The 12636-nt window shown below is 41.1% G+C and carries 11 protein-coding genes, 11 tRNA genes and 2 rRNA genes (1 of these 24 cut by a window edge); 23 read left to right on the top strand and 1 reads right to left on the bottom strand.

The annotated features are described in order from the left end of the window. Positions 1–175 precede the first annotated feature (175 nt). The 9 genes from rsbRA to AN964_RS18690 all read left to right on the top strand — a co-directional run bounded on the left by rsbRA (position 176) and on the right by AN964_RS18690 (position 7507). Positions 176–1003, top strand: coding sequence for an RsbT co-antagonist protein RsbRA (gene rsbRA, locus AN964_RS18730; RefSeq protein WP_055741344.1), 828 nt, complete (start codon positions 176–178; stop codon positions 1001–1003). Between the two features lie 3 nt (positions 1004–1006). Further along, entirely contained in the window at positions 1007–1363 is a 357-nt protein-coding gene (locus tag AN964_RS18725) for an STAS domain-containing protein (protein WP_055741343.1), read from the top strand. A 4-nt stretch (positions 1364–1367) separates the two neighbouring features. Then, entirely contained in the window at positions 1368–1769 is a 402-nt protein-coding gene (locus AN964_RS18720) for an anti-sigma regulatory factor (protein ID WP_055741342.1), read from the top strand. Between the two features lie 13 nt (positions 1770–1782). Beyond that, entirely contained in the window at positions 1783–2793 is a 1011-nt protein-coding gene (locus AN964_RS18715; protein WP_055741341.1) for a PP2C family protein-serine/threonine phosphatase, read from the top strand. 63 nt (positions 2794–2856) lie between these two features. Further along, positions 2857–3183, top strand: a complete 327-nt coding sequence (locus AN964_RS18710) for an anti-sigma factor antagonist (protein WP_055741340.1) — start codon at positions 2857–2859, stop codon at positions 3181–3183. A gap of 4 nt (positions 3184–3187) precedes the next feature. Next, entirely contained in the window at positions 3188–3658 is a 471-nt protein-coding gene (rsbW, locus tag AN964_RS18705; RefSeq protein WP_055741339.1) for an anti-sigma B factor RsbW, read from the top strand. Beyond that, positions 3636–4436 carry an RNA polymerase sigma factor SigB gene (gene sigB, locus AN964_RS18700; RefSeq protein ID WP_055741338.1) on the top strand — a complete coding sequence of 267 codons (801 nt, stop codon included), beginning with the start codon at positions 3636–3638 and terminating at the stop codon, positions 4434–4436. Before rsbW ends, sigB begins: the two co-directional genes overlap by 23 nt. Continuing rightward, positions 4433–5029 carry a PP2C family serine/threonine-protein phosphatase gene (locus AN964_RS18695; RefSeq protein ID WP_055741337.1) on the top strand — a complete coding sequence of 199 codons (597 nt, stop codon included), beginning with the start codon at positions 4433–4435 and terminating at the stop codon, positions 5027–5029. The genes sigB and AN964_RS18695 overlap by 4 nt, the downstream gene beginning before the upstream one ends. Before the next feature lie 300 nt (positions 5030–5329). Further along, a complete protein-coding gene (locus tag AN964_RS18690) occupies positions 5330–7507 on the top strand; it encodes a Tex family protein (RefSeq protein WP_055741336.1) in 2178 nt (725 codons plus the stop codon). Positions 7508–7815: 308 nt separating this feature from the next. Here AN964_RS18690 and cmpA read toward each other — a convergent pair whose 3' ends face one another. Next, positions 7816–7938: a cortex morphogenetic protein CmpA gene (cmpA, locus tag AN964_RS26150; RefSeq protein WP_126650054.1), complete on the bottom strand. Its 123-nt coding sequence runs from the start codon at positions 7936–7938 to the stop codon at positions 7816–7818. A 98-nt stretch (positions 7939–8036) separates the two neighbouring features. On the opposite strand from cmpA, the gene AN964_RS18685 reads away from it, so the two are divergent. The 14 genes from AN964_RS18685 to AN964_RS18620 form a co-directional block, all read left to right on the top strand. After that, a complete protein-coding gene (locus tag AN964_RS18685) occupies positions 8037–8492 on the top strand; it encodes a SprT family protein (protein WP_055741335.1) in 456 nt (151 codons plus the stop codon). 87 nt (positions 8493–8579) lie between these two features. Further along, positions 8580–8654 (top strand) — tRNA-Asn (locus tag AN964_RS18680). A 4-nt stretch (positions 8655–8658) separates the two neighbouring features. Further along, positions 8659–8749: transfer RNA gene (locus tag AN964_RS18675), tRNA-Ser, on the top strand. Between the two features lie 18 nt (positions 8750–8767). Continuing rightward, positions 8768–8839 (top strand) — tRNA-Glu (locus tag AN964_RS18670). An 18-nt stretch (positions 8840–8857) separates the two neighbouring features. Beyond that, positions 8858–8934: transfer RNA gene (locus AN964_RS18665), tRNA-Asp, on the top strand. 69 nt (positions 8935–9003) lie between these two features. Then, a tRNA-Gln gene (locus tag AN964_RS18660) sits at positions 9004–9078 on the top strand. A 25-nt stretch (positions 9079–9103) separates the two neighbouring features. Then, positions 9104–9179 (top strand) — tRNA-Lys (locus AN964_RS18655). A 27-nt stretch (positions 9180–9206) separates the two neighbouring features. Beyond that, positions 9207–9291: transfer RNA gene (locus AN964_RS18650), tRNA-Leu, on the top strand. Positions 9292–9353: 62 nt separating this feature from the next. Then, positions 9354–9439 (top strand) — tRNA-Leu (locus AN964_RS18645). Between the two features lie 49 nt (positions 9440–9488). After that, positions 9489–9565 (top strand) — tRNA-Arg (locus AN964_RS18640). 51 nt (positions 9566–9616) lie between these two features. Further along, positions 9617–9693, top strand: a tRNA-Pro gene (locus AN964_RS18635). A gap of 17 nt (positions 9694–9710) precedes the next feature. Then, positions 9711–9784, top strand: a tRNA-Gly gene (locus AN964_RS18630). A gap of 147 nt (positions 9785–9931) precedes the next feature. After that, positions 9932–11482 (top strand): 16S ribosomal RNA (locus AN964_RS18625). Positions 11483–11831: 349 nt separating this feature from the next. Then, a 23S ribosomal RNA gene (locus tag AN964_RS18620) occupies positions 11832–12636 on the top strand; it runs 2130 nt beyond the window's last position. Together the 16S and 23S rRNA genes with 11 tRNA genes alongside form the textbook arrangement of a ribosomal RNA operon.

Genomic DNA, 12636 nt, shown 5'->3' with positions numbered 1-12636 from the left:
GTAGTCTGAACATTCGGTAATATTACAGGGAATAAGAATTATTTGTTTTCCATAAAAGGCAAAAGAATTTTTTCAATATTAATAATTTGTTACCATTAATATAATAACAAAAGTGGAAACTTCAGCTTATCTAAGGATGTAGGTTAAATGATAATTATAAGAATGGAGAGGTCCTATGCAGAACTTTTTGAAAGACTTTTTGACCAACAATAAAGAAGCTATTTTAACGGAATGGATGAAGAGAATGCAGGAGGAAGGAGATGAACGGGTTACAAAAACAGTTTCAGAAACTGTGTATGTTAACCTGAGTACAGAATTTGTTGAGGTTATTTTTGCAAGAATGAAAAAATCCAATCAGGAATATACGGAAAAACTCGAGGAATTTTCCGAAAGAATTGTCCGCTTAGGCTGGCCGTTGACTTACGTTTCATTAGGTTTAACAACTTTAGGGCGCATTATATATTCGGAAATTTTTAATAAAGAGTTAATCCCATCAGAAAAAGTAAAGGAATTTGCAACCGTTTATGATCAATGGATGACACCTGTGCTTCAGGAAATTATTCATGCGTATACCGCATCGTGGGAACGGACGGTTTCATTGCAAAAAATTGCTCTTCAAGAACTTTCGGCACCGTTAATTCCAGTGTTTGAAAAAATATCTGTTATGCCATTGGTGGGAACGATTGATACAGAAAGAGCTAAATTAATTATGGAAAATCTCTTGAGTGGAGTGGTAAAACACCGATCTGAGGTGGTGTTAATCGATATTACTGGTGTTCCTGTTGTAGACACTATGGTTGCTCACCATATTATTCAGGCTGCGGATGCAGTTCGATTAGTAGGTGCTAAGTGTATGTTAGTAGGAATTAGACCAGAGATTGCACAAACGATTGTTAATTTAGGAATAAATTTAAATCAAGTCATTACTACTAGCACTTTGCGTATTGGCATAGAAAAGGCATTAGAGATGACCAATCGAAAAATTGTAAAAATGGAGGCATAGGTAGTGAGAATACCAATATTAAAGTTATATGAATGTCTACTTGTTTCCATTCAATGGGAGCTTGATGACCAAACTGCACTGCAATTTCAAGAAGATTTATTACATAAAATACATGAAACGAATGCCAGGGGTGTTGTTATTGATATAACATCGATTGATTTTATCGATTCATTTATAGCGAAAGTTCTTGGGGATGTAATTGAAATGTCAAAGCTAATGGGTGCAAAGGTTGTTGTAACAGGGATACGCCCTGCTGTCGCCATTACACTCATCGAACTCGGAATTCGTTTAGAGGATGTATCGACCGCACTTGATTTAGAAAAAGGTTTGGAGAAATTACAACAGGAACTGGGGGATTGACTTTATGGAGTTCCAATCCAGCGTAAAGATTTTAACCGAATGGGACATCGTTGCTGTCCGCCAGTTAGGAAGAAATATTGCAAAAGAACTCAACTTCGGCACTGTAGATCAAGCAAGAATTACGACAGCAATTAGTGAACTTGCTAGGAATATCTTTCTATACGCGAAACAAGGTCAAATAACAATTAAAAAAGTCTTTGACGATGGGAAATGGGGCTTGCAAATTATTGCCGAAGACGATGGACCTGGGATTCAAGATATTCGCAAAGCAATGGAAGATGGGTACTCAACCTCAGGTGGATTAGGAGCGGGGCTGCCCGGGGTAAAACGATTAATGGATACATTTGATATTGATTCTAAACCGAATCAGGGAACCATTATTACAGCGACAAAATGGCTCCGATAGGGGGAGTTACCTGATGACATTTAAAAATAGGATGGAAACAAAGTATAGAAATATTTTATTGAATTATCTGCAGCACCAAAGTGAACAAGTTTTATATCAAGGCCAGAAGTTCAGCCGGAAATTGATTGAACATCAAATATCACCAGAAGAAATGATTAGTTTACATCGTTCGATATTGTTAGAAATTGAACCAAATATGAATGAAAATGTGCTTCATTCCTTTGATGTGCTATTAGAAATTATGATGGGCTATGGTTTAGCCTACAGGGAACACCAAAGTCTCCGTGATCAGCAAATTGAATTGAAGAACGAGATTGAAGTAGCGGCCAATATGCAAAAAACATTACTTGGAACGAAAATCCCTAAAACAGCATATTTAGACATCGGGGCAATTAGTGTGCCAGCGAAAAAAATGAGCGGTGATTATTTCCACTTTATTGAAGATGAGCAAAACCGCATTGGGGTGGCTATTGCTGATATCATAGGAAAAGGGGTCCCTGCGGCTCTTTGCATGTCCATGATCAAATATGCGATGGATAGCTTAACGGATATCCAGCATCAACCAAGCCGATTGCTTGAGGATTTAAATCGCGTCGTGGAGCAAAATGTGGATCCAAGTATGTTTATTACCATGTTTTATGGGATGTATGACCCTAATGCACAGCAATTTCATTATGCATCAGCAGGGCATGAGCCGGGATTTTTCTATGATGCAAGCAAGGGCCGATTTTTAGATCTGGAAGCAGAAGGTTTGCTTCTTGGAGTAAATAAAAAAACTCGTTACCAGGGATATTCCAAAAAACTGCAAATTGGAGATATGATTGTTCTTTTATCTGATGGTGTTACAGAGTGCAGAACGGACACGGGATTTATTGAAAGAGAAGCCATCGTTTCATACATACGAAAAAACATTGATTTACCAGCTAGTGAAATAGTGAATACCGTATATAAAGAATTGGAAAGGCTGCAAGCATTCCAGCTGCGTGATGATTTTACGTTGATTATTTTAAAAAGAGTAAAATAAAAGGTTTGACTGAATGGTAAACAGGGTAAAGAGTAAAAGCAAACATGGTAAAGGGGTGGAGTTATGAATTTGACTACAAACATACGAGAAACAGATAACCAAGTGCAAATGGATGTGAACGGTGAGATAGATGCATATACAGCACCGAAGCTTAGGGAGGCATTGAAACCGTTTGAAGGAAAAAAGTCTATACATGTGATGGTTGACCTTTCAGATGTCACTTATATGGATAGTACAGGCTTGGGAGTGTTTGTAGGACTATTTAAACTGTTAAGAGAAAATGAAGGGAGCTTAAAATTGACAGGCTTGTCACCGCGTCTTAAACGTTTATTTCAGATAACTGGTTTAGCAGAGATTATGGACATTAATACCGAGGCAGAGGGTGTGTAAAAAAATGGGGGCATTTGAATACATCGAGATGAAAATACCTGCAAAACCTGAATATGTTGGTATTATTCGCTTAACACTTTCGGGTATTGCCAGTCGCATGGGATTTGATTACGAAAATATTGAGGATTTGAAAATTGCCGTAAGCGAGGCAATTACAAATGCCATTCAGCACGGATATAAAGGGAGTAAGGAAGGGCAAATTTCCATTACCTTTGGGATTTATTCCGACCGATTAGAAGTTGTGGTAGTTGATTCAGGAAAAAGCTTTGATTTTGAAAAAGTAAAAGGAATGATAGGTCCATACCATGAAAGGAACCAAACGGATCTATTGAATGAAGGGGGATTGGGTCTGTACTTAATTAAGAGTCTCATGGATGAAGTAGAAATTCTTCAAAACGAAGGGGTAACTGTCGTCATGACAAAGTACCTTGAAGGAGAGCAGGTGGAGACCGATGGGAAAATTGTCTCAACCTAAATATATGGAATCAAATCAGGTGACCAACTTGATTAAATCATTTCAAAAGGATGGGGACGAAGAGATACAAGAAAAACTTGTAAAACATTTTGAGAGGCTAGTTGATTCGATTGCGCGAAAATATTCAAAGGGAAATCATTATCATGAGGATATTTTTCAGGTTGGAATTATCGGTTTGCTAGGAGCATTGAAAAGATATGATGAATCATTTGGGAAGGGCTTTGAAGCTTTTGCTGTTCCAACTATCATTGGGGAAATAAAACGATTTTTACGTGATAAAACATGGAGTGTGCATGTCCCAAGAAGAATTAAAGAGCTTGGTCCGAAAATTAAAAAGGCCGCGGAGGAATTAACAGTAGAATTGCAGCGGTCACCTAAAATTGCAGAAATTGCCTTAAGAATAGATGTATCCGAGGAAGATGTTCTTGAGGCAATGGAAATGGGGAAAAGCTACCAATCTCTGTCTGTAGATCATTCCATTGAAGCGGATTCAGATGGAAGCACTGTCACGTTATTAGATATAGTAGGAAATGTAGATGAAGGATATGAAAAGGTAGATCAGCGCTTAGTTGTCGATAAGGCATTACACGTACTAAGTGATCAAGAACGCCAAATTATCCAATATACTTATTTGGAAAATAAAAGCCAAAAAGAAACAGGTTTGAAGCTTGGGATATCCCAAATGCATGTATCAAGACTACAGCGTCGTGCTATAAAAAAATTACGTGAAGCCATTTTTGAGGAAGATACAATAGATTCGGAGAAATACTTATCATGATGCAAATTCAACATAATTTGATGGAAGCAATTGCTTTTCAAACAGCAAAAGAAGGAAAGGATTATTGTGGAGATAGCTTTTTTATGACCGTAAAGAATGACATATTTTTATGTATATTAGCTGATGGACTTGGAAGCGGGAAAGCCGCTTTTGAGGCATCCTCATCTGTTGTAGATTTTGTAAAGGAACACCTGGAATTAGATGTGGAAACACTCATACAAGAATGCAATAAGTTACTAGTAAATAAAAGAGGAGCAGCCGTTTCGATAATGAAAATCGATTTACGGAAGCGTGAATTTATTTATAGCTGCGTCGGGAATATTCGTTTTTTTTTATACACACCTTCCGGGAAAACAACGTATCCTCTACCGGTGACAGGCTATTTATCGGGAAGACCACAAATTTACCGGACACATCGTTTTTCTTATGAAACGAATTCTCGTTTTTTGTTACATTCGGATGGATTAAAGCTTTCTAATTCAAAAACATTTATTCAAAGCGGACGTCCTCTTGAGGCGATCGCTAATGAAATAGAACGAGACCATATTCGGAAGACGGATGACTCTACTTTTATCCTTGGAAGCTTGCTATAGGTTGCAGGCTTTTTCACTGCTTAGGAATTTATAAAATTGAACCTTTTGGATAACTTTTTAAAAAGTTGTCTACGTCTAGCTTCAGCGCCTATCGGCTAGTGGATTTCTCCGTCTCCTCCCTACGATAAGTCAACATCAGTTCGTGAACTACCTCACTGTGTTTCCTTTATCTCAGTCGAAGACTACGAAATCCATACGCCGATGGGCAAGGCGCTTGCGCATTTGTTCCTTTTTTATAGAAAATGGTAAAATAATAAGGGTCTCACAATAATTCAATAATGGTGGAAATGGGTGAATTGAATGGTTGAACAAACAGTAGCAACAAGAGATGAACAATTAAAAAAGCAATTAGCTGTGGAATTGAAATTTTCCTCTAAACAGATAAATACAGTCATTTCTTTACTTGATGAAGGAAATACCGTTCCGTTCATTGCAAGATATCGAAAAGAGATGACGGGAGCGTTGGATGAGGTTCAAATCAGAGCTATTATGGAGCGATGGACCTATATTCAAAATTTGGAACAAAGAAAAGAAGAGGTTATTAGATTAATTGGAGAGCAGGGAAAGCTTACAGATGAGCTGCAACAAAAAATAATTGCTGCAGATAAGCTTCAAACGATAGAGGACTTGTATCGACCATATAAGCAAAAACGTCGTACAAAAGCAACCATTGCAAAAGAGAAAGGATTAGAACCGCTAGCGGAATGGATGATGACCTTTCCGACAACCGGTAATGTAGAAGAGAAAGCTGCACAATTTATTTCGGAAGAGAAGGAAGTACATACAACAGAAGAAGCTATAATTGGCGCGAAGGATATTATTGCAGAATGGGTGTCGGATGAGGCTTCCCATCGGGAGTGGATTCGACGTGATACATATAAAACCGGAATCATTTCCTCCTCTGTGAAAAAAGCAGAAAATGATGAGAAAAAGGTTTTTGAAATGTACTATGAATACGAAGAACCGATTAGGAAAATTGTTCCCCACCGAATTTTAGCCTTAAATCGCGGTGAAAAAGAAGATATATTGCGTGTATCCATACAGCCAGAAATAGAAAGAATTATCGATCAGCTTTCTAAAAAGGTAATAAAAACGTCTCATTCTATTACTGCTATTTATGTTCAACAAGCAGTTGAAGATGCTTATAAACGATTGATCCAGCCGGCAATCGAAAGGGAAATTCGTAATGAGCTAACGGAAAAGGGTGAAGATCAAGCGATCCATATCTTTTCCGAAAATTTACGAAACCTTTTATTACAGCCACCATTAAAAGGGAAAATGGTATTGGGGGTAGACCCCGCTTATCGAACCGGCTGCAAATTGGCAGTAGTAAATGAAACAGGAAAAGTATTGTACATAGGTGTCATTTACCCACATCCACCAAAAGCAAAGCCAGAAGAAGCGAAAGAAAAAATTATCAAGATCTTAGAAGAGTACCATATTGAAATCATTGCGATCGGTAATGGAACTGCTTCTCAGGAAACAGAGCAATTTGTAGCAGGAATTCTGAAAGAGGTAAAAAACGATATATCTTATATTATTGTTAATGAAGCGGGTGCAAGCGTTTATTCTGCATCTGATCTAGCGCGGGAGGAGTTTCCGGACTTGCAGGTCGAGGAAAGAAGTGCGGTATCTATTGCAAGAAGACTTCAAGATCCTCTAGCGGAATTAGTAAAAATTGATCCAAAATCCGTAGGGGTCGGCCAATATCAACATGATGTTTCGCAAAAGAAATTAAATGATTCTTTAACATTTGTGGTGGAAACCGCTGTAAACCAAGTTGGGGTGAATGTAAATACAGCTTCACCTTCACTTCTACAATATGTAGCTGGTTTAAGTAAAACTGTAGCTGGAAACATTGTTAAAGTTCGGAATGAGAGTGGTCGGTTCGTTAATCGAAGGCAATTAAAGGACATTCCTCGTTTAGGAGCAAAAACGTATGAGCAATGTATCGGGTTTCTGAGGGTAACAGATGGGGACGAGCCGCTTGATAAAACCTCTATTCACCCTGAAAGATATGAAGAAGTAAAAGCATTGTTGAAAAAGTTGAATTTTACCACTGCAGATATTGGTTCTGAAAAATTAAAGGCTGCAATTGAAGCTCTGTCTATTCAAGAGATTTCGAATGAATTAGGAATAGGAGAGCTTACCTTACGAGATATTATAGATGCATTAAATAAACCGGGACGTGACCCGAGGGATGAATTACCTAAACCACTATTGAAGAAAGATATTTTAAAACTAGAAGACTTAAAGCCTGGAATGGAAATGCAAGGTACAGTAAGAAATGTTGTTGACTTTGGAGCATTTGTGGATGTAGGAGTAAAAGAAGATGGACTAGTCCACATTTCAAAATTAAGCAATCAATTTGTCAAACATCCGCTTGATGTTGTATCTGTTGGGGATATTGTTACTGTGTGGGTTGAAAACGTTGATACTCAAAAAGGAAGATTATCCCTTACAATGCTGAAAAAATAAGTAAGACTGCAATAGGTCTGTTACTTTGGAGAACATTGTGTGAAAAAAAACGACCGAAACGCGTACATGTTTGGTCGTTTTTTGAATTTAGCGGACAGAGGTTCCGTTATCTGCGAGAAAATGGGTTGTTTCCTTCGATTTGCGGACACAGGTTCCGTTATTTAGCAAAATATCAGTAATTTCAATGTGTTTTTTCGCGAATAACGGAACCTCTGTCCGCTTAGTCATGAAATTGAGGTCATTTTATCAAAATAACGGATTCTCTGTCCTCTAATATTATATAGATAGATCGGTAAGACCATGAAATATCAATTGGATTTTTCATTGTTCTGGTTTGTGTAAAAAAACCAGCATTGATTTAATAGTTTAATTTGATATCGATTTTTTTCATTAAACGCCCTTCGCATTTGATTCTGAAACCAGATTGGCATATCGAAACCTCCTTGATTGATAAGTAGGTTAATACCTAGTATATGTTATAATGGGTTGTCATGTTCATTTTGAGTTGTTTAAAAAGGGGAGTTTAAGATTGGACAATCTAAAGCTTCAAAAACTTGTTGAGGATATTTCAATCACTTTTTTTGGAAAGCCATTTAAACATTATGCGTTATTCAATCCGAGATTGCGAACAACTGGTGGACGCTATTTATTGAAGAGCCATAATATTGAGCTTAATTATAAGTATTTTGAGGAGCATGGAATGACGGAACTCATTGCAATCATTAAGCATGAATTATGTCATTATCATCTTCATATAGAAGGAAGAGGCTATCAGCATAAGGATTATGATTTTAAGGCATTGTTAAAACAAGTTGGAGGTTCGAGATTTTGTACGCCTCTTAAAAATGTAAAAACAAAAAGAGTGACTGTTCTTCATTTGTATGAATGTACGAACTGTAAAACCCTGTATAAAAGAAAGAGAAAAGTGGATACGACTCGTTATGTATGTGGAAAATGCGGAGGAAAGCTAAATAAAGCAAAATAATAGTGTCGTAAAAAAGTTTTTTTGAAATTGGGTTGACACATGGCCTGTTCCTCATTATAATTTTAAGAGTCGAGATTGAAATAATATTCCGCAGTAGCTCAGTGGTAGAGCTATCGGCTGTTAACCGATCGGTCGTAGGTTCGAATCCTACCTGCGGAGCCAATATGGGGAAGTACTCAAGTGGCTGAAGAGGCGCCCCTGCTAAGGGTGTAGGTCGCGTAAGCGGCGCGAGGGTTCAAATCCCTCCTTCTCCGCCATAATTCATTAGTTGTTATGGCCCGTTGGTCAAGCGGTTAAGACACCGCCCTTTCACGGCGGTAACACGGGTTCGAATCCCGTACGGGTCATTAGAAATTCATAATATTGGTCTGGTAGTTCAGCTGGTTAGAATGCCTGCCTGTCACGCAGGAGGTCGCGGGTTCGAGTCCCGTCCAGACCGCCATTTTTAATGGGGTTTGAAATTTGTTTTAGTATATGCTATGATGAATTTCCTTTCTTTTAAAATCAATATTGGGCTATAGCCAAGTGGTAAGGCAACGGACTTTGACTCCGTCATTCGCTGGTTCGAATCCAGCTAGCCCAGCCATTTTTTTATTTTTGAAAACTTTAACGAGCCATTAGCTCAGTCGGTAGAGCATCTGACTTTTAATCAGAGGGTCGAAGGTTCGAGTCCTTCATGGCTCACCATTTTAACGTGGATTTTCTTTCTGTAACGCGGGTGTGGCGGAATTGGCAGACGCACCAGACTTAGGATCTGGCGCCGCAAGGCGTGGGGGTTCGACTCCCTTCACCCGCACCAAAATTTACTATTGAAATTTATCTAGCTGTTTGTTATAATGTTTTTTGTCACTTTTAATAAATGCGGTCGTGGCGGAATGGCAGACGCGCTAGGTTGAGGGCCTAGTGGGGGCAACCCCGTGGAGGTTCAAGTCCTCTCGGCCGCACCAAAGTTTTTTGCACAGCAAATTAACTTTCTATAAATAATTTCACTATAATGCGCCCATAGCTCAATTGGATAGAGCGTTTGACTACGGATCAAAAGGTTAGGGGTTCGACTCCTCTTGGGCGCGCCATAAAAAAACTATTCAAGCGAGTATATTATTGTTTTGTATACTTACTTCAATCGGGAAGTAGCTCAGCTTGGTAGAGCACATGGTTTGGGACCATGGGGTCGCAGGTTCGAATCCTGTCTTCCCGACCATTATGAAATTTAAATATGCGGGTGTAGTTTAGTGGTAAAACTACAGCCTTCCAAGCTGTTGTCGTGGGTTCGATTCCCATCACCCGCTCCAAAAAAAGATTTTAAAAAGTTGTTGACATCTTCTTCTGGAGATGATAAACTATAAAAGTTGCTTCACAAGAAGCGGCAAATAATTGATCTTTGAAAACTGAACAGAACGAAACGTCAATGTTTTAAATAATGAGCTATATCAAACACTTTTTTGGAGAGTTTGATCCTGGCTCAGGACGAACGCTGGCGGCGTGCCTAATACATGCAAGTCGAGCGGACTTTTAAAAGCTTGCTTTTAAAAGTTAGCGGCGGACGGGTGAGTAACACGTGGGTAACCTGCCTGTAAGACTGGGATAACTCCGGGAAACCGGGGCTAATACCGGATAACTTCTTTCCTCGCATGAGGAAAGATTGAAAGATGGCTTCGGCTATCACTTACAGATGGACCCGCGGCGCATTAGCTAGTTGGTGAGGTAACGGCTCACCAAGGCAACGATGCGTAGCCGACCTGAGAGGGTGATCGGCCACACTGGGACTGAGACACGGCCCAGACTCCTACGGGAGGCAGCAGTAGGGAATCTTCCGCAATGGACGAAAGTCTGACGGAGCAACGCCGCGTGAGTGATGAAGGTTTTCGGATCGTAAAACTCTGTTGTTAGGGAAGAACAAGTATCGTTCGAATAGGGCGGTACCTTGACGGTACCTAACCAGAAAGCCACGGCTAACTACGTGCCAGCAGCCGCGGTAATACGTAGGTGGCAAGCGTTGTCCGGAATTATTGGGCGTAAAGCGCGCGCAGGCGGTTTCTTAAGTCTGATGTGAAAGCCCACGGCTCAACCGTGGAGGGTCATTGGAAACTGGGAGACTTGAGTGCAGAAGAGGAGAGTGGAATTCCACGTGTAGCGGTGAAATGCGTAGAGATGTGGAGGAACACCAGTGGCGAAGGCGACTCTCTGGTCTGTAACTGACGCTGAGGCGCGAAAGCGTGGGGAGCGAACAGGATTAGATACCCTGGTAGTCCACGCCGTAAACGATGAGTGCTAAGTGTTAGAGGGTTTCCGCCCTTTAGTGCTGCAGCTAACGCATTAAGCACTCCGCCTGGGGAGTACGGCCGCAAGGCTGAAACTCAAAGGAATTGACGGGGGCCCGCACAAGCGGTGGAGCATGTGGTTTAATTCGAAGCAACGCGAAGAACCTTACCAGGTCTTGACATCCTCTGACAACCCTAGAGATAGGGCGTTCCCCTTCGGGGGACAGAGTGACAGGTGGTGCATGGTTGTCGTCAGCTCGTGTCGTGAGATGTTGGGTTAAGTCCCGCAACGAGCGCAACCCTTGACCTTAGTTGCCAGCATTCAGTTGGGCACTCTAAGGTGACTGCCGGTGACAAACCGGAGGAAGGTGGGGATGACGTCAAATCATCATGCCCCTTATGACCTGGGCTACACACGTGCTACAATGGATGGTACAAAGGGCTGCGAGACCGCGAGGTTAAGCCAATCCCATAAAACCATTCTCAGTTCGGATTGCAGGCTGCAACTCGCCTGCATGAAGCCGGAATCGCTAGTAATCGCGGATCAGCATGCCGCGGTGAATACGTTCCCGGGCCTTGTACACACCGCCCGTCACACCACGAGAGTTTGTAACACCCGAAGTCGGTGAGGTAACCTTTAGGAGCCAGCCGCCGAAGGTGGGACAGATGATTGGGGTGAAGTCGTAACAAGGTAGCCGTATCGGAAGGTGCGGCTGGATCACCTCCTTTCTAAGGATAATGGAAAACCACTTACGTGGTTACAAGAAGACGTTTATAAGTTCTGTTCAGTTTTGAAAGGTCAATCCTTTCAAATATATTGTTATAAATTAGAAACTATTAAGAAACTTTTTCTAATTCTAACAAAGTTTTTTGCTCCTGCGGCAAAGCATATTCGAGGATGATTAGGTTCACCTCGGAGCAAGTCAGCATGTAGCAAATTCTCTGACGTTTAATCATGATGTGATTGAAGTCAGTAGCCTTGTTCCTTGAAAACTAGATACTGATAGAAGAAACCAAGTAAAACCGAGAATCGCCACTTTATGGATTTCATCCAATTTAAAGTAGTAATAACCTTATAGGTTAAGTTAGTAAGGGCGCACGGTGGATGCCTTGGCACTAGGAGCCGATGAAGGACGGGACTAACACCGATATGCTTCGGGGAGCTGTAAGCAAGCTTTGATCCGGAGATTTCCGAATGGGGGAACCCACTGCTCGTAATGGAGCAGTATCTTTACCTGAATACATAGGGTAATGAAGGCAGACCCGGGGAACTGAAACATCTAAGTACCCGGAGGAAGAGAAAGCAAACGCGATTTCCTGAGTAGCGGCGAGCGAAACGGAAGAAGCCCAAACCAAGAGGCTTGCCTCTTGGGGTTGTAGGACACTCTATACGGAGTTACAAAGGAACGGAGTAAATGAAGAGGTCTGGAAAGGCCCGTCAAAGAAGGTAACAACCCTGTAGTTGAAACTTCGTTCCCTCCAGAGTGGATCCTGAGTACGGCGGGACACGTGAAATCCCGTCGGAAGCAGGGAGGACCATCTCCCAAGGCTAAATACTCCCTAGTGACCGATAGTGAACCAGTACCGTGAGGGAAAGGTGAAAAGCACCCCGGGAGGGGAGTGAAAGAGAACCTGAAACCGTGTGCCTACAAGTAGTTAGAGCCCGTTAATGGGTGATAGCGTGCCTTTTGTAGAATGAACCGGCGAGTTACGATTTCATGCAAGGTTAAGCTGATGAAGCGGAGCCGCAGCGAAAGCGAGTCTGAATAGGGCGAATAAGTATGAGGTCGTAGACCCGAAACCAGGTGATCTACCCATGTCCAGGGTGAAGGTAAGGTAACACTTACTGGAGGCCCGAACCCACGCACGTTGAAAAGTGCGGG

This window comes from Heyndrickxia shackletonii, from assembly GCF_001420715.1.
Lineage (GTDB): Bacteria > Bacillota > Bacilli > Bacillales > Bacillaceae_C > Margalitia > Margalitia shackletonii.
The sequence above is the reverse complement of the archived record's forward strand: the minus strand, read 5'-3'. Positions and strand labels throughout refer to the sequence as shown.

Coding starts and splice junctions, on each gene's coding strand:
- rsbRA (WP_055741344.1), top strand. CDS start 176: ATGCAGAACTTTTTGAAAGACTTTTTGACCAACAATAAAGAAGCTATT.
- AN964_RS18720 (WP_055741342.1), top strand. CDS start 1,368: ATGGAGTTCCAATCCAGCGTAAAGATTTTAACCGAATGGGACATCGTT.
- AN964_RS18710 (WP_055741340.1), top strand. CDS start 2,857: ATGAATTTGACTACAAACATACGAGAAACAGATAACCAAGTGCAAATG.
- AN964_RS18695 (WP_055741337.1), top strand. CDS start 4,433: ATGATGCAAATTCAACATAATTTGATGGAAGCAATTGCTTTTCAAACA.
- cmpA (WP_126650054.1), bottom strand. CDS start 7,938: ATGCCAATCTGGTTTCAGAATCAAATGCGAAGGGCGTTTAATGAAAAA.
- sigB (WP_055741338.1), top strand. CDS start 3,636: ATGGGAAAATTGTCTCAACCTAAATATATGGAATCAAATCAGGTGACC.
- AN964_RS18690 (WP_055741336.1), top strand. CDS start 5,330: ATGGTTGAACAAACAGTAGCAACAAGAGATGAACAATTAAAAAAGCAA.
- rsbW (WP_055741339.1), top strand. CDS start 3,188: ATGGGGGCATTTGAATACATCGAGATGAAAATACCTGCAAAACCTGAA.
- AN964_RS18715 (WP_055741341.1), top strand. CDS start 1,783: ATGACATTTAAAAATAGGATGGAAACAAAGTATAGAAATATTTTATTG.